The sequence below is a fragment of the Halomonas sp. HK25 genome, assembly GCF_047795635.1.
Taxonomy (GTDB): Bacteria; Pseudomonadota; Gammaproteobacteria; order Pseudomonadales; family Halomonadaceae; genus Halomonas.
The window spans coordinates 4,061,537-4,078,062 of the sequence record NZ_CP181044.1 but is presented as its reverse complement, the minus strand read 5'-3'; the positions used below and the strand labels follow the sequence as shown (position 1 = coordinate 4,078,062).

Here is a 16,526-nt window from a genome sequence, read left to right as displayed (position 1 = left end):
CGCCGAAAGAATCGCAACCCGTGGGCCGCAAGAACAGAAAGGATGGGTGGCGGGAATACGTGGCGAACCCCTCGGTCAACCCGAGGGGCTCTGCTATCGTCTCGCTCAGCATTCATGCTTCCGGCATGCTGCCGTAAGCCCTGCAAGTAAGCCCTGCAAGAGGATGCAGCAGATGGCAAGCGATACCCCCGACCCGACCGTTCCCGCCACCATGTCGGCCATGCTGCTGACCGGGCATGGCGACGTCGACAGGCTGGTTTACCATGACGATGTGCCCGTTCCCCGGCCTGGCTCGGGCGAGGTGCTGGTGCGGGTCACCGCCACCGCCAAGAACAACACCGATCGCAAGGCTCGCGAGGGGCTCTATCCGGTGAAGAAGGGCGAGGTGACCTCCTTTGCCATGGGCGGCGAGCCGACCCTGACCTTCCCGCGCATCCAGGGCGCCGATATCGCCGGGCATGTGGCGGCGGTGGGCGAGGGCGTCGACCCGGCTCGCATCGGTGAGCGCGGGCTGCTCGACTTCAACCTTTATGCCGATGCCCGCCGCGACATCAACCTGACCCCGGACTACTACGGCCACGGCGCCGACGGCGGCTTCGCCGAGTATGTCGTTGTGCCGTCGGACCAGTTCCATCACGTTGCCAACCCCGAGTTGCGTGATGCCGAACTCGCCGCCATGGGCATGTGCTCCTATCAGACCGCCTACCATATGATGACCTCGGCAGGCGTCAGCACCGGCGAGCGAATTCTCGTCACCGGTGCCAGCGGCGGGGTGGGCACCGCGCTGATCCAGCTGTGTCGCACCGTCGGCGCGATTCCCTATGCGGTGAGCCAACCGGAGAAGGCCGCGGTGCTTAAGGCGCTTGGCGCCGAGACGGTGATCGATCGCGGCGACCTGGCCACCTTCGTGGCGCGGGTGCGCGAGGCCACCGGCGATGCCCCCATCGATGCGGTGATGGATCTCGTCGGTGGCGAGATGACCGACCTGTTCATCGACACCATGATCTTCGACATGAAGGCCCGCACCACCTATCCGCGGCTCTCCATCGCCGGGGCCAGCGGCGGCAATATCTCGGAGATCCTGTGGACACGCATCTACCTCTACCAGGTGCAGCTCTTCGGGGTCTCCCACGGCACCCGCGAGGAGGCCGAGCAGCTGATCGAGTGGATTCGCTCGGGTGATCTCAGGCCGGTGCTCCATGCCGCCTTCCGGCTCTCCGAGCTGCACGCGGCGGAGCGTTACTTCGTCAGCCGTGGCAGTAACTTCCTGGGCAAGATCGTCATCGTCCCCGACAGCCAGTGGGACGAGCACGGCGCCCCCTTCGCCCTCGCCCCTGTCTCATCCCCCCAGGAGCCGCGCTCATGAATCCGCCGCTGACCGTCCGTCCGCTCACCTTCCAGATGATGGATACTCACGCCGGCGGCGATGTCAGCCGCATCGTGCTCGGCGGCATCGAGCCGCTGCCCGGCGACACCGTGCGGGCCCAGATGGAGTACCTGCGCGATGACGCCGATGGCCTGCGCAAGCTGCTGCTCTTCGAACCCTACGGCATCCCCGAGATGTCGGTGGACCTGGTCGTGCCGGCCACCGACCCCGAGGCCGCGGCGGGCTACATCATCATGGAGGTGATGGGCTACCCGATCTACTCCGGCTCCAACACCCTCTGCACCGCCACCGCGGTGCTCGAGGCCGGCATCGTCCCCAAGCAGGAGGGGGTGCAGCACTTCACCCTAGAGGCCCCGGCGGGTCGGGTGAAGATCGAGGCCCGGGTGGAGAACGGCGTGGTGGAGGCAATCACCTGCGAGGGGCTGCCCAGCTACATCGATACCCACCGGGCCAGCATCCGGGTGCCGGGGCTGGGCGAGGTGACCTACTCGGTGGCCTATAGCGGCGGCTTCTATGCGCTGGTGGACGCCACCGAGCTGGGCTTTTCGCTGACTCTGGATGAGGAGCGGGCCCTGGCCGACTGTGCCCATAAGATCGTCGAGGCGATCCAGGCCGAGCGCGGCTTCTCCCACTACACCCTGGGCGACGTGGGTCCGCTGCCCTTCCTGCACTTCATGGGGCCGGTGGAGCCAATAACCGACGGCTTCTTCCGCTCGCGCTCCACCACCTACGTGCACCCGGGGGTGATCTGCCGCAGCACCACCGGCACCGGCACCTCGGCGCGGCTGGCGCTGATGAACCACGAGGGGCGTATCCAGCCGGGTGACAGGCTGGAGACCGTCTCTCTGCGCGAGACCGGCTTCATCGGCACCTTCACCGGCACCCATGAGGAGGGGCCCCATACCGTGGTGGAGAACACCATCACCGGCAAGGCCTATGTGCTGGGCCACACCGAGGTGGTGGTCAACTGCGACGACCCCCTGGTGGAGTGCAGTGACCTGCGCCCTGTCCTCAGCGCCCGGTAAGGATGAGTTGAGCACAAGCTATCGGAGTAACTCCTAGCGAGAGGCGCCGGGGACTGGTCGTAGAGGGGGTCCGTGGACCAGGGATGGTCTAGGTAGCCCCCAGGGAAGGGTTCATGGCGCCCCCTCGAAGGCCAGTCGCCGGAACAGCCTTGAGCGGGCCAGCCAATGGCAATAGCTCTGCATCCTTGCCGATTGCACCTTGACGTGGCCGATTCGCCCGCCTGCCCCTTGAGCGCTCGCGCGAAAGGGGGCAGGCTGGCGCCCATCCATCACGCTTTCGCCATGGAGGTCCCCCTTGGCCATTACCAACTTTGCCGACCTGCTCAACGAGGCTCGCCTGCAGCCCGACACCCAGCGCCTGCTGTTCGTCTTCACCCGCGCCGAGCTGCCGGACAATCCGACGCCCGAGCAGCGCCGTAACTTCGAGCAGGGCGAGGGCGGCGTGCTGACCCCGGCGCTGTGCGTCGACAAGGCGCCCGACGAGCTCAGCGATATGGCCGCCCTGGTGGCGGAGTCGAAGGCGACGGGCATCGAGTGGGACATCGTCTTCGTGGGGGCGCTCTCCGGCCGCGGCGGCGAGGCGCCGAGTGCGGAGCAGGCCGAGGCCCAGCTCGAGCGTATGGTGGAGTCGCTGAAGATGGGCAACGTCGAGGCCTTCCTGGCGCTGGACCGCCAGGGCGAGGCGGTGCAGATCGGCTGACACCGCCTGCTCTGGCCCCGGGACCCGGGCTCATAGGGTTGAATTATCGGGTCCATGCCACCATTCAATTTACGCTATCGGCGGATGCGGGCTACCATGGCTCCGTATTCCAGCCACCCCTTATACCAAAGTCGAAAGGAGCATGTCCGAATGTCCCTGCTGAACACCGAAGTCAAGCCGTTCAAAGCTACCGCCTACCACAACGGCGAGTTCGTCGATGTCACCGAGGAGAGCCTGAAGGGTCAGTGGAACATCTTCTTCTTCTACCCGGCCGACTTCACCTTCGTCTGCCCCACCGAGCTGGGTGACCTGCAGGACAAGTACGAAGAGCTCAAGAAGATGGGCGTCGAGGTCTACAGCGTCTCTACCGACACCCACTTCACCCACAAGGCCTGGCACGACAGCTCCGAGACCATCGGCAAGCTGACCTACCCGATGCTGGCCGACCCGACCCTGCAGATCTCGCGCAACTTCGAAGTGCTGATCGAAGAAGCCGGCCTGGCCGACCGCGGCACCTTTGTGGTCGACCCCGACGGCAAGATCCAGATCGTCGAGCTGAATGCCGGCAACATCGGCCGTAACGCCGAGGAGTTGTTGCGCAAGGTCAAGGCCGCCCAGTACGTTCGCAACAACCCGAACGAAGTGTGCCCGGCCAAGTGGGAAGAAGGCGAAGCGACCCTTTCTCCGTCACTGGATCTGGTCGGCAAGATCTAAGCGCCCCCCCCTGCCGCGAGGCCCCGCCCCGGGCCTCGTTGCCCTCCACCCGGGCAGTCCTGCCCGGGTGCGATTACCCCCCTCACAAGACAGCCTTCGGCGACGCCATACGGCGCTCGCAAGGCCCCCTTGTGACCCCGTTTCGCGAACATGAAGGAACCCGCTGTCATGTTGGACGACAATCTGAAAAGCCAGCTCAAAGCCTATCTGGAGAAGGTCACCCAGCCGTTCGAGATCGTCGCTTCCCTCGATGACGGCGCCAAGTCGCAGGAGCTGCACGGTCTGCTGACCGATATTGCCGCCCTGTGCGACAAGATTTCACTGCACACCGATGGCCAGGATGCGCGCCGGCCGTCCTTCGCGCTCAACCGCCCCGGCCAGGAGATGGGCATCGTCTTCGCCGGTATCCCCATGGGCCACGAATTCACCTCCCTGGTGCTGGCGCTGCTGCAGGTGGGTGGCCACCCGCCCAAGGCCAGCCAGGAAGTGATCGAGCAGATCCAGGGCCTCGAAGATAAGCTGCACTTCGAGACCTACTACTCGCTCTCCTGCCAGAACTGCCCGGACGTGGTCCAGGCGCTCAACCTGATGGCGGTGCTCAACCCCAACGTCAGCCACGTGGCCATCGACGGCGCCCTGTTCCAGGACGAGGTCGAGGAACGCCAGGTGATGTCGGTGCCCAGCATCTACCTCAACGGCCAGCCCTTCGACCAGGGCCGCATGAGCCTGGAGCAGATCCTGGCCAAGGTGGACACCGGTGCCATCAGGCGCGAGGCCGCCAAGCTCAACGACAAGGCCGCCTTCGATACGCTGATGATCGGCGGTGGTCCCGCCGGCGCCGCGGCGGCGATCTATGCCGCGCGCAAGGGCATTCGCACCGGCATCGCCGCCGAGCGCTTCGGCGGCCAGGTACTCGATACCATGGCCATCGAGAACCTGATCTCCGTGCCCCACACCGAAGGCCCCAAGCTGGTCGCGGCGCTGGAGGAGCACGTCAAGGAGTATGAGGTCGACATCATGAACCTGCAGCGTGCGGTCAAGCTGGTACCGGCATCCCAGCCAGGCGGTGAGCACGAGGTGCAGTTCGAGTCCGGCGCCAGCCTGAAGAGCAGGACCCTGATCCTGGCCACCGGCGCCCGCTGGCGCGAGATGAACGTGCCCGGCGAGGCCGAGTACCGCAACAAGGGTGTGGCCTACTGCCCCCACTGCGACGGCCCGCTGTTCAAGGGCAAGCGCGTGGCGGTGATCGGCGGCGGCAACTCCGGCGTCGAGGCGGCCATCGACCTGGCCGGCGTGGTGGCCCACGTGACCCTGATCGAGTTCATGGACGAGATGCGCGCCGATGCGGTGCTGCAGAAGAAGCTGAAGAGCCTGCCCAACGTCGACATACTCCTCGGCGCCCGCACCACCGAAGTGAACGGCGATGGTACTCGCGTCAACGGCCTGAGCTACGAGGAGCGTGCCAGCGGCGAGCTCAAGACGCTCGACCTGGAGGGCATCTTCGTGCAGATCGGCCTGGTGCCCAACACCGAGTGGCTCAAGGGCTCCCCGGTGGAGATGTCCCCGCGCGGCGAGATCATCACCGATGCCCACGGCACGACCAGCGTGCCCGGCATCTTCGCCGCCGGTGACGTGACCACCGTGCCCTACAAGCAGATCATCATCGCCATGGGCGAGGGGTCCAAGGCCGCACTCGGCGCCTTCGACCACCTGATCCGCAGCTGATCGGCGGGCCCGGACACCGCTGCCCGGGTCCCCATCCCGACGACGCCCCCGCAGGCCAGGCCTGCGGGGGCGTCGTCGTCTCTGGTAGCAGGAAGGGTGCGCGTGGCCGAGGCGTCAGTCGATCAGGCCCAGGAAGGGCAGCAGCGTCAGGGCCAGGATCACCCCCACCGCGACGGCCACCAGCAGCATCCGTATGGGGTGATGCCGCAGGCGCCGCCACAGGGTCGGCGCCTCGCCGCGCTCGGCCAGCGCATCGCGCTCCTGGCGAACCCGTTCGCTGAGGCCCTGCTGGTAGGCGTCCAGCGCCTCGCGGGCCGCCTCATACTGGCTCTCGTCATGCAGCCAGATCGCCGCCACGCCGAGGCCCCAGAAGCCGGCTCGGGTCTCGTAGGTGTCGAAGCCGCGCGTCTCGAGCAGCGCGCGTACCTCCTCGGCCTCGGCGTCGGGCACGTTGCCCAGCCGGAACAGCAGTCTTGCCACGTCTTGCTCCTTGCGGGGGCGGTTCAGGGCAGCTCGGCGCGCTCGATCATCACCGGCTCACGAGGCACGTCCTGGAAGGGGCCGCGGCTGCCGGTGGGTAGGCGGCGGATGGCGTCGACCACCTCCATGCCCTCCACCACCTGGCCGAACACCGCATAGCCCCAGGTCTGACCAGACTGGGGGCTGACGTGATCCAGGAAGCCGTTGTCGCCCACGTTGATGAAGAACTGGGCGGTGGCGGAGTGGGGGGCACCGGTGCGGGCCATGGCCAGGGTGCCGCGGCGGTTCTTCAGGCCATTGTCCGCCTCGTTGGTGATCGGGTCGCGGGTCGACTTCTGGCGCATCTCCTCATCGAAGCCGCCACCCTGGATCATGAAGCCGTCGATCACCCGGTGGAAGATGGTGCCGTCGTAGTGACCCGCCTGCGCGTAGTTGAGGAAGTTGTTGACGCTCTCCGGGGCCTCGGCCTGGAACAGCTCGATGCCGATGGCGCCGTGGCTGGTGTGCAGGATGACGTCGGGAGTGGCCTCCTCGGCCTGGGCCGTGGTGAGGGCAAGGCCGAAGGGCAGGGCGGCGGCAAGCAGCAGGGCGGGAATCAGCGAACGTTTCACGGGGCGGGTCACCATGGTTGTGAAAATCGATGGTCAGGAAAACAGGCCCCCCAGCATAAGGCCCCGCCGCGGCCCTGTCAGCGTCCGTCTGATGCGGGCGTTGAGGCAGCGTCCAGCAATGTTTGACGTGGGTCACAGCCCGGCCCGAAAAGAGGTATCGAGTATGGATCTTATGGGGAGATTCCCCGACCATCCTCTGCATGGGGGTCGGCGCCAGCCGCCGGCCCGATGAATCCAGGCCCGGCCGGGCGGCCGGGCGTCACCCGCGGCAGGAGGGTGCAGCAGATGGTGGCGGAACTCGGTAACTTTGCGCTGATCCTGGCGCTCTGCCTGGCGCTGATCCAGAGCGTGCTGCCCCTGGTGGGTGCCCAGACCGGCAGCCTGCGGCTGATGCGCACGGGGCGCTTCCTGGCCAGCGGCCAATTCGTCTTCCTGGCCATCGCCTACGGGGTGCTCACCTGGGCCTTTGTCGCCAGCGACTTCAGCGTGCGCTACGTGGCCAGCCACTCGGCGCTGAGTCAGCCGCTGATGTACAAGGCCACCGCGGTGTGGGGTGGCCACGAGGGCTCGCTACTGCTGTGGGTGCTGATCCTCGGCGCCTGGGGGGTGGCGGTGGCGCGCTTCAGCCGCTCGTTGCCTCGCGAGATGCTGGCCCGGGTGCTGGCGGTGATGGGCATGATCTCGGTGGCCTTCATCGCCTTCACGGTGTTCACCTCCAATCCCTTCGAGCGCCTCGTGCCAGGCCCCGTGGACGGCCGCGGCATGAACCCGCTCCTTCAGGATCCCGGGATGATCCTGCATCCGCCGCTGCTCTACATGGGTTATGTGGGCACCGCGGTGGTCTTCGCCCTGGCCATGGCGGCGCTGATGAGCGGCCGGCTGGACGCCGCCTGGGCGCGCTGGTCGCGGCCCTGGACCATGGTGGCCTGGGTGTTTCTCACCCTGGGCATCGCCATGGGGTCCTGGTGGGCCTACTACGAACTGGGCTGGGGCGGCTGGTGGTTCTGGGACCCGGTGGAGAATGCCTCCTTCCTGCCCTGGCTCACGGCTACCGCGCTGCTGCACTCCCTGGCGGTGTCCGAGAAGCGGGGCGGCTTGAAGGTGTGGACACTGATGCTGGCGATCATCACCTTCGCGCTGACCGTGCTTGGGGCCTTCATCGTGCGCTCCGGGGTGATCACCTCGGTGCACGCCTTCGCCACCGACCCGGACCGCGGCGTCTTCCTGCTCGCCATGCTGGCGGCGACCCTGCTCGGCTCGCTGACCCTCTACGCCTGGCGGGCGCCCAGGGTCGGCCTGGGCGGCGGTTTCCACTGGTTCTCCCGGGAGTCGCTGCTGCTGGCCAATAACGTGCTGCTCACCGTGGCCTTCGCCGCGGTGTTCATCGGCACCCTCTACCCGCTGGTGCTCGACGCCTTCGGGCTGGGCAAGATCTCGGTGGGGCCCCCTTACTTCGATACCGTGTTCGCCCCGCTGATGCTGCCGCTGCTGCTGCTGGTGGGGCTCGGGCCCACGGTGATGTGGAAACAGTCCAGCCCCGCCGAGGTGGTGCGCCAGCTGCGCTGGGTGTTGCTGGCCAGCGTGGTGGCCGGTGGCCTCTGGCCGTTGACCATGGGTGCCTGGCGTCCGCTCACTGCACTCTCGCTGATGCTGGGCAGTTGGATCATCTTCACCGCGGCCCTCGATATCCGCAGGCGTCTGGCCGGACGCCTGCCCCTGGCTACTCGGCTGCGCCGGGTGCTGCGTCCGAGCTTCCTGGGCATGCACCTGGCCCACGTGGGCCTGGCGGTGGTGGTGGTCGCCATCGCCATGGTCAACACCTACGAGGTGGAGCGCGACGTGCGCATGGAGCCGGGCCAGACCACCTCGGCGGCGGGCTTCGACTTCACCCTGCTGCGCATGGAAGCGGTGCGCGGCCCCAACTATGACGCCGACCAGGCGGTGGTCGAGGTGACTCGCGATGGTCGCCCGGTGGCCACCCTGCTGCCCCAGCGTCGCTACTACGACACCCAGCCCCAGAATCCCATGCACCAGGCCTCGCTGCATCGCGCGGCGACCCGCGACGTCTATGTCTCCCTGGGTGAGCGGCTGGTGGGCGACGCCTGGAGCTTCCGCCTCTACTACAAGCCCTACATGGCCTGGATGTGGGGCGGCGCCATCCTGCTGGGCCTGGGCGGCCTGCTGGCGGCCTGTGACAAGCGCTATCGGCTGTCACGCCGCCGTGAGCGTGAGCCGTCGCCCGTGGCGGGCCTTAACCACGAGGTGCCCGTCTCATGAAGCTCAAGCTGCTTTTGCCCCTGGTGGCGGTGGTGGCCCTGCTCGGCCTGCTGCTGCTGGGTCTCGGCCACAACTCCCGGGACCTGCCCTCTCCGCTGGTGGGCCAGCACGCGCCGGCCTTCGCGTTGGAGGCCCTGGAGGACCCGGAGGTGACGCTCACCGAGCAGGACTTCATCGGCGAGGTAGCGCTGGTCAATGTCTGGGCCACCTGGTGCAGCACCTGCCGCGCCGAGAAGCCGCTGCTGATGGAGCTGGCCCGCGGCGGCATCCCCATCCACGCCTTCAACTACCGTGATGAGCGTGACGCCGCCTTGCGCTACCTGGAGATGACCGAGAGCCCCTACCGCACCATCGCCTACGACCCCGCGGGGGATGCCGGCATCGACTGGGGTGTCTACGCCACCCCGGAGACCTATGTGCTCGATGCCCAGGGCATCATCCGCTACAAGCGCATCGGCCCGCTCAGCCGCCAGCTGCTCCTCGACGAGGTGCTGCCCCTGGTCGAGAAATTGAGAGCCGAGAAATTGAGAGCCGAGAAACTGAGAGCCGAGCAGGCGGGGAGGGCGTCATGAGCCGCTGGTTGACCGCCGCCCTGGCCGCTCTTGCCACTACCCTGATCGTCGCCCTGCTGCCGGCGGGGCTGGCCTTGGCGCTGGCCATCGGTGAGCCGCTGGAATTCGACAGCGAGGCCCAGCGTCAGCAGTACGAGACCCTGACTCGGGAGCTGCGCTGCACGGTGTGCCAGAGTGAGACGATCCACGAATCCAACGCCGAGCTCGCCGCCGATATGCGCCGACGGGTCTACCGGATGACCCGGGAGGATATATCCGCCGACGCCATCGTCGACTTCATGGTGGCCCGCTACGGCGACTACGTGCGCTACCGGCCCCCCCTGCAGGCCAATACCGCCCTGCTGTGGGCCAGCCCCTTCCTGCTGTTCGGCGGCGGTCTGCTGGTGTGGTGGCAGGTGATGCGGCGTCGTGCTCGGCCCGATGACGAGCCCCAATTCACCGACCAGGAGCGTGCGGCGCTGGAGCGCCTGCGCCGTGACGACTGACCCCGGAGGTACGACGAGATGAATGGCGTCTTCCTGTTGCTGGCCCTGGGCCTCTGTCTGCTGGCCCTGGCCTTCGTGCTGATACCGCTGCTGCGTGAGCCCCGCACGGCCGGCCCCGACCGCCGCGAGGTGCTGCTGGCCGTCCACCGCGACCGCGTCGCGGAGCTCGACCAGGAGCTGGCCGCCGGCACCCTGACCGCGGAGCGCCACGCCCGCGCCCTGGCCGATCTGGAACGTGAGCTGCTCGACAGCGGCGCGCTCGAGGCCGGCGCCGACAGCGGCGGCGAGCGGCGTGGCCAGCGCCGCCTGGCCCGGGTCGCCGCCCTGGCCAGCATGGCCTTGCTGCCCTTCCTGGCCATCGGCACCTATCTCTCGGTGGGCTACAGCGAGGAGGTGTTCGCCGCTCGTGCACCGGCCGGACAGGTGATGCCGCCGCCTCAGCAGGTCGACCCCAGCGACGAGGAGATGACCCGCGAATTCACTCGCCTGGTGGAGGGGCTGCAGGTCCGCCTGGCCCAGGATCCGGCCGACCTCCAGGGCTGGGTGCTGTTGGGGCGTACGCTGACCTACCTCGACGAGTTCGAGGCCGCGGGTCGCGCCTTCGGCGAGGCGCTGCGCCACGGCGGCGACCGCGACCCCGAGGTGCTGGTCCGCTATGCCGACGTGCTGGCCGAGCTCGAGGGTGGCCTGGCGGGCGAGCCGGCGGCGCTGATCGAGCGAGCGCTGGCCATCGACCCCGAGCACGCCCAGGGGCTGTGGCTGGCCGGCACCTGGGCCTACCAGGACGAGGCCTTCGACGAGGCTCGCGCCTACTGGGAGCGCCTGTTGGTGGTGTTGCCGGCGGACTCGCCCGAGGCCGAGGCGATCCGCGGCAACCTGGCGGAACTGACGCTGCGCTAGCCCGGGAAGGGTCAAGGAGGCCGAGATGACTGTTCGCTTCACCCGGGAGACCCTGCGCACACTGCGCCAGGTGCCGTTGTTCACCGGCCTCGCCGACGACACCCTGGCCCTGCTGGCCCGTGGCGCCCACGAGCGCTGCTGCCCGCGCGGCACTCGGCTGTTCGCCCAGGGCGAGCCCGCGGATCGCTTCTACGTGGTGCTCGACGGCTGGGTGAAGCTCTACCGCGACAGCCCCGACGGTAGCGAGTGCATGGTCGGCCTGTTCACCCGCGGCGAGTCCTTCGCCGAGGCGGCGATGTTCGATCGCCAGGGCTTCCCGGTGAACGGCGGCGTTGCCGAGGACGCCCGACTGCTGGTGTTCCCCGCCGAGCCCTTTCTGGACACCCTCCGCGAACACCACGGCCTGACGCTCAACCTGCTGGCCAATCTCACCGGTATGCTGCGGGCGCTGGTGCTGCAGCTGGATCAGCTCACCAACCAGTCGACCCACCAGCGGCTGGCGGCCTTCCTGCTCTCGCTGTGCCCGAACGATGCCCCCCGCGCCACCGTGAGCCTGCCCTGCGACAAGATGCTGATCGCCGGGCGCCTGGGCATGAAGCCGGAGAGCTTCTCCCGGGCCATGGCGCGCCTGCGGGCATTCGGCGTGCGCTGCGAGCGTAACTGCGTGCATCTGGATGACCTGCCGGCGCTGTGTGCCTTCGCTCGTGGCGGCGACTCACGCCCCCTTCCCGCCTGCCCCGGCCTCAACGGCACCCGGGGGTCAGGCGCCGTTTCTTCACGACCCATGACATAAGTCAACGCTCCGGTGTGCCACTTGACCACTGTCAAGTGAGCAAAGAAGTAAAGCTGCTACTACTTATACGCAGGTGGAGGGTGTCTCCCCGGGCAGTTGGATCGCTGACCCGGGCCACACGAGGCTCTCTCCAGACCCTACCCCACGGGGAAACAGAGCGAGGCACGTTATGCACAAGAATACACTGAGCAAGGGGATCTTCGCCCTCAGCTTCCCGCTGGCCGCCATGCTGGCGGGCGGCGTGCAGGCTGACGCACCGGAGATGACCGCCGATGAGATGGATCGCGCCGGCGATATCTACTTCCAGCGCTGCGCGGGCTGCCACGGCACCCTGCGCAAGGGCGCCACCGGTCCCGGCCTGCTGCCCGAGAGCACCATCGATTTGGGTCAGCGCCGCCTGGAAAGCATCATCACCTACGGCACCGAAGGCGGGATGAACAACCACGACGGCATCCTCGACGAGGAAGAGATCGAGCTGATCGCCAAATATATCCAGCAGGAGCCCGAGGCGCCGCCGGAGATGTCGCTGGCCGACATCCGCGAGACCTGGAAGATCATCGTTCCCCAGGAGGAGTGGCCCACCGAGCCCCAGCACGATCGCAACTGGGAAAACTTCATGGTCACCATCCTGCGTGACCGTGGCGCCATGGGCATCATCGACGGCGACACCAAGGAGCTGGTCACCGAGGCCGAGACCGGCTACGCGGTGCACGTAGCCAAGGAGTCCTCCGACGGGCGCTTCTGGTACGTCCAGGGCCGCGACGGTCGCCTGTCGAAGATCGACCTGTGGATGGATCCGCCTCAGGTGACCGCCGAGGTGTTTATCGGCATCGACGCTCGCGACGTGGCCGTCTCTCACTATGGCGAGTGGAAGGACAAGTACGTCATCGGCGGCGCCTACTGGCCGCCCCATTTCGTGATCGCCGACGCCGAAACCATGGAGCCGCTGAAGGTGGTCTCCACCCGCGGCTACGACACCGAGGGTAACTACGTTCACGAGGCACGCGTCGCGGCGCTCTACAACACGCCCAAGGCGCCGAGCTTTCTGGTCAACGTCAAGGAGACCGGCCAGGTCTGGCAGGTCGACTACAGCGACCTGGATAACCTGCGCATCGACCAGATGGAGACCGCCGAATATCTGCACGACGGCTTCTTCGATCCTTCCGGGCGCTACTTCCAGATCGCCGCCAACTACAGCAACAAGATGGTGTTCGTCGACACCGTGACCCGCAAGCAGGTAGGTCTGCTGGAGACCGGGCAGATTCCCCACCCGGGGCCGGGCGCCAACTGGGTGGACTCCGAGTGCGGTCCGGTGGCCGGCACCACTCACCTGGGCGAAGGCCGTATGACTTTCTGGGGCAACGATCCCGAGAATTACCCGGATCAGGCCTGGGAGATCTGTGACAGCATCGAGACAGATGGCCCCGGCCTGTTCGTTCGCAGCCACCCGGAATCCGACAACGTCTGGATCGATCAGGCCATGCACCCCGAGGCCGACGTCAACCAGTGGGTCATGGTCATGAACAAGGAGACCCGCGAGCTGACCCCGATCCACGTTGCCGATCGTCCTGCCGAACATGACGCCGTGGCCGTGCACATGGAGTACGACCAGAGCGGCACCGAGGTATGGGTTTCCATCTGGGCCCGTGGACGCGGCCACCAGGAGGACGGCGCCATCATCATCTACGACGACAAGACCCTGGAGGAGAAGGCTCGGGTCGAGAACCTGCACACGCCGACCGGCAAGTTCAACGTCTACAACCGCAAGAACCACGTCGGCTGAGCCGGCGGCCGGGGCGCCTGCGGGCGCTCCGGCCTCTTTTCCAGCCATTCACGCCTTCCCGGAAGCAGGGTGCCGGAGTGGCTGGGCAAGGGGCCGGACACCATAACGAAGGCAAGGCATCTCGAGAGCAGGCATCTGCTGTCATGACATTTTCGGGAGACGGACATGCTGAGGGAGCGACTGCGCAACTGGCGCAAGATCACGATCATGGGAGCGTCGCTGGGGGCCGTGACGCTCTTCTTCGTGGCGGGGATCATCTTCTGGGGCGGCTTCAATACGGTAATGGAAGCCACCAACAACATGAAGTTCTGCAGCTCGGCCTGTCACGAAATGACGTGGGTCTACGAGGAGTACCAGGACCGACCCCACTATCACAACAAGTCCGGGGTGGGCGCCGAGTGTTCGGATTGCCACGTGCCTGATGCCTGGGGCCCGAAGATGATTCGCAAGATCCAGGCCAGCCGCGAGGTGTGGCACTGGATGCTGGGCACCATGGATACCCAGGAAAAGTTTTACGATAGGCGGTTACATCTGGCCGAGAACGTCTGGCGCTCCATGCTTCGCACCGACTCCCGCGAGTGCCGCAACTGCCACGACTGGTCCGCCATGGACCTGGAGCAGCAGCCGGCCCGTGCCTCTCGCGAGCACGCCCGTGGCTTCGAGCAGGGGCAGACCTGCATCGAGTGCCACCAGGGCATCGCCCACGAGCTGCCCGAGGCCTGGGACGAGTCCGAGGTGTGGGCCGCCCGCTTCGAGCATGATACCGAGGCCGACCTGGACCGCGGCGAGCCGGCCATGCCGCTGGAGGCCGAGGAACTGGGCGACGCCGTGGCCGCCGAGGGCGATATCGCCTCCACCCTGGCCTGGGACGAGGTGCCGGCACTGGACGTGACTCTGTTCATGCCGGGCCAGGCCTCCATCGAGTGGATCCAGGACGGCAGCGAGCATAGTGGCGGTCGCGCCTTCGGCTTCGGTGATCGCTGCATCTGGTGCCACGCCGGCGAGGAAGCGGATATCGGCGCCCTGGCCACCAGCGCCGAGAAGATCGAGACCTATGACCTGGGCGACAAGCGCGGCCATATCCCGATGGCCGTACAGACCGCCTTCGACGACGACTACCTCTACATGCGCTTCCAGTGGGAGGACGCCGAGCATGCGCCGCTGCCCTTCGTCGACGGCGGCATGATGGACCCGGAGAACGAGATCAAGCTGACCGTCAGCTTTGCAGACGATCGCGTCGACATGGCCGACCGCGGCGGCTGCTGGGCCAGCTGCCACCACGATTCCAGCTACATGCCCGATGCTCCCGAGCAGGCGGCCCTGGAGGAGAGCGAGCTCGGCGAACGCCTGGCGCTGATGAACGGCGTGACCAAGTACCTCACCGAGAGCCGCACCGACATCGAGGTGCGCGGTCGTCGGGGCGCCGCCCGCGGTGGCTGGGACAAGCTCAAGGAGAGCGAAGAGATCGATGAGCTGTTCGGCGGTGGGGTCTATCTGGACATGGCGCGCTTCAAGAGCGGCAGCGAGCGCACCGAGTCCGGCTACATCCTCGAGCAGCGCCACTTCGACGACAGCGAGGCGGTGGTCTTCAGCGCCGCCAAGGAAGACGGCGTCTGGACCGCCTACATGACCCGCGCCCTGAGTACCGGTCAGCAGGGTGACAAGCCGCTGACCCTGGACGGCAAGTACAATATCAACTTCGCCCTCCATGATGACCATGCGTCATCCCGCTTCCACCACGTTTCCTGGCAGCACGGCCTGATGTTCGGCGCCGACGAGGTGGACGAGGAGATGGTCGAGATCAACGCCACGCGTATCGAGCGCTGACAGAGGGAGACGGCATGACACAAGTGAAGCAGTTCTGCGGCTGGATCGGCGCCCTGGCGCCGGCCCTGCTGCTGGTTGCCGGGGCGGCCCTGGCCGCCCCGGGCATCACCGGCTACGGCAGCGTCGAGCTCGGCATGTCCCCCGACGAGGTGCGCGAGCGCCTGGCCGCGGACGGTGTCACCGAGGTGACCGAGGAGCAGACCTCCGACGGCGACCTGCTGATCGATGGCCGCCTGGCCGGCGTCCCGGCGGTGGAGACCGACCTGCGCTATGTCTTCCCCGCGGGCAGCGAACGGCTCGCCCTGGTGGTGGCCTTCCACCCCGAGGTGGCCGACCACGCCGCGGTCAAGGCGGAGCTCGAGGCGGCTTACGGCCAACCCTGGGAGGAGGAGATGGCCGAATGGTGGCTGGAGCAGCTGGCCGAGGGCATGCCCGAGGCCCCGCTGGGCTTTGCGGCCTGGGGTGGCGACGAGCAGCAGCGCCACCGTTTCGTGCGCCTGTGGACCTTCGAGGAGTACCTCACCGTGGAGACCCTGGACACCCGGCTGCTTTCCGGCCGGGAGTGACAACCTTTCACCCATCCGCTTCGGGCCGCCCTGATAGATAGAGGGGCGGCCCTTTTACTTGAGCATGCCGGAGATGACGCGGGTCAGCCCATCCTCGCGTCAGTCGGTATCCGTTAGGCACTGGCGCTGGGCGCGCTCCAAGGCCTCGGCGGCACCCTCCAGGGAGAACACCATGAACCAGGGATCATCCTCGGCGCGCATCAGGCGCAGGCGCAGGGTCTCGCCGCGCCGCATCTCTTCCAGCAGCAGCGGCTGTTCCTCGAGGAAGAACTGCACGTAGAAGCCGCTGTCGCCGCGCTCGGTGATGAACTCCGCCTGGCCGCCGTGGATCGTCTCATGGTCCACGCGCAGGTCGGCGGGCACGCGGTTGACCACCTGGCTCTCCGCCTGGCGCTCGCCCAGGTCCACGCGCAGCTCCAGCCAGGGCCGCTCGCAGGCCCCGGGGGTGAGGTTGACGCTGAACAGGGAGTCGCTGTAGCTGCTCGCCTCCAGGGCGCGATAGTGACGCTCCTCTCCGAGTATCAGGGTCAGCGACTGCCACTGGCCGTGGGTCTCGGCATCGATGGTGTTGAAGATGGCGGCGCTGGCGGTGGTGTGGGTCAGCAGGGTGGCCAGCAGCACGGCGGCGGGCAGGGTGGGCTTGGACATCGGCGGGCTCCTCGGGGCGAGGCCACGATGGTA

Annotated in this window: 16 protein-coding genes; 13 read left to right on the top strand and 3 right to left on the bottom strand. The window is 67.3% G+C overall.

Annotated features, from left to right (window positions below):
- The first annotated feature begins 172 nt into the window (after window positions 1-172).
- The 5 genes from ACM26W_RS19145 (at window position 173) to ahpF (ending at window position 5,551) form a co-directional block, all read left to right on the top strand.
- A complete protein-coding gene (locus ACM26W_RS19145; protein WP_416138549.1) occupies window positions 173-1,366 on the top strand; it encodes an alcohol dehydrogenase catalytic domain-containing protein in 1,194 nt (397 codons plus the stop codon).
- On the top strand, window positions 1,363-2,412 hold the full coding sequence (locus ACM26W_RS19140; protein WP_416138548.1) for a proline racemase family protein: 1,050 nt from the start codon (window positions 1,363-1,365) through the stop codon (window positions 2,410-2,412). The genes ACM26W_RS19145 and ACM26W_RS19140 overlap by 4 nt, the downstream gene beginning before the upstream one ends.
- A 295-nt stretch (window positions 2,413-2,707) precedes the next feature.
- The gene (locus ACM26W_RS19135; protein WP_416138547.1) at window positions 2,708-3,112 is read left to right on the top strand and encodes a ribonucleotide reductase subunit alpha; all 405 of its coding nucleotides are present in this window, start codon (window positions 2,708-2,710) and stop codon (window positions 3,110-3,112) included.
- A 150-nt stretch (window positions 3,113-3,262) separates the two neighbouring features.
- A complete protein-coding gene (gene ahpC / locus ACM26W_RS19130; RefSeq protein ID WP_416138545.1) occupies window positions 3,263-3,826 on the top strand; it encodes an alkyl hydroperoxide reductase subunit C in 564 nt (187 codons plus the stop codon).
- A 168-nt stretch (window positions 3,827-3,994) separates the two neighbouring features.
- Window positions 3,995-5,551, top strand: coding sequence for an alkyl hydroperoxide reductase subunit F (gene ahpF / locus ACM26W_RS19125; protein ID WP_416138544.1), 1,557 nt, complete (start codon window positions 3,995-3,997; stop codon window positions 5,549-5,551).
- A 114-nt stretch (window positions 5,552-5,665) separates the two neighbouring features.
- On the opposite strand, the gene ACM26W_RS19120 is transcribed toward ahpF, so the two are convergent.
- Window positions 5,666-6,031, bottom strand: a complete 366-nt coding sequence (locus ACM26W_RS19120) for a DUF6164 family protein (RefSeq protein WP_416138543.1) — start codon at window positions 6,029-6,031, stop codon at window positions 5,666-5,668.
- Between the two features lie 23 nt (window positions 6,032-6,054).
- Window positions 6,055-6,618, bottom strand: a complete 564-nt coding sequence (locus tag ACM26W_RS19115; protein ID WP_416140926.1) for a peptidylprolyl isomerase — start codon at window positions 6,616-6,618, stop codon at window positions 6,055-6,057.
- A gap of 309 nt (window positions 6,619-6,927) precedes the next feature.
- On the opposite strand from ACM26W_RS19115, the gene ACM26W_RS19110 reads away from it, so the two are divergent.
- From ACM26W_RS19110 to ACM26W_RS19075, 8 genes are all read left to right on the top strand, one after another.
- Window positions 6,928-8,919 carry a heme lyase CcmF/NrfE family subunit gene (locus tag ACM26W_RS19110; RefSeq protein WP_416138542.1) on the top strand — a complete coding sequence of 664 codons (1,992 nt, stop codon included), beginning with the start codon at window positions 6,928-6,930 and terminating at the stop codon, window positions 8,917-8,919.
- Window positions 8,916-9,491 (top strand): DsbE family thiol:disulfide interchange protein, encoded by a 576-nt coding sequence (locus ACM26W_RS19105; RefSeq protein WP_416138541.1) that lies wholly within the window; start codon window positions 8,916-8,918, stop codon window positions 9,489-9,491. The genes ACM26W_RS19110 and ACM26W_RS19105 overlap by 4 nt, the downstream gene beginning before the upstream one ends.
- Window positions 9,488-9,976, top strand: coding sequence for a cytochrome c-type biogenesis protein (locus tag ACM26W_RS19100; protein ID WP_416138540.1), 489 nt, complete (start codon window positions 9,488-9,490; stop codon window positions 9,974-9,976). The genes ACM26W_RS19105 and ACM26W_RS19100 overlap by 4 nt, the downstream gene beginning before the upstream one ends.
- Window positions 9,977-9,994: 18 nt before the next feature.
- Window positions 9,995-10,876: a c-type cytochrome biogenesis protein CcmI gene (gene ccmI / locus ACM26W_RS19095; protein ID WP_416138539.1), complete on the top strand. Its 882-nt coding sequence runs from the start codon at window positions 9,995-9,997 to the stop codon at window positions 10,874-10,876.
- Window positions 10,877-10,901: 25 nt separating this feature from the next.
- The gene (locus ACM26W_RS19090) at window positions 10,902-11,669 is read left to right on the top strand and encodes a Crp/Fnr family transcriptional regulator (RefSeq protein WP_416138538.1); all 768 of its coding nucleotides are present in this window, start codon (window positions 10,902-10,904) and stop codon (window positions 11,667-11,669) included.
- Window positions 11,670-11,838: 169 nt separating this feature from the next.
- Window positions 11,839-13,452 (top strand): cytochrome D1 domain-containing protein, encoded by a 1,614-nt coding sequence (locus ACM26W_RS19085; protein WP_416138537.1) that lies wholly within the window; start codon window positions 11,839-11,841, stop codon window positions 13,450-13,452.
- A 165-nt stretch (window positions 13,453-13,617) separates the two neighbouring features.
- Window positions 13,618-15,279, top strand: coding sequence for a NapC/NirT family cytochrome c (locus ACM26W_RS19080; RefSeq protein ID WP_416138536.1), 1,662 nt, complete (start codon window positions 13,618-13,620; stop codon window positions 15,277-15,279).
- A gap of 14 nt (window positions 15,280-15,293) precedes the next feature.
- Window positions 15,294-15,845, top strand: a complete 552-nt coding sequence (locus ACM26W_RS19075; RefSeq protein ID WP_416138535.1) for a hypothetical protein — start codon at window positions 15,294-15,296, stop codon at window positions 15,843-15,845.
- A gap of 99 nt (window positions 15,846-15,944) precedes the next feature.
- Here the strand turns inward: ACM26W_RS19075 and ACM26W_RS19070 are convergent, their stop codons facing one another.
- On the bottom strand, window positions 15,945-16,493 hold the full coding sequence (locus tag ACM26W_RS19070; RefSeq protein WP_416138534.1) for a hypothetical protein: 549 nt from the start codon (window positions 16,491-16,493) through the stop codon (window positions 15,945-15,947).
- Between the last annotated feature and the right edge of the window lie 33 nt (window positions 16,494-16,526).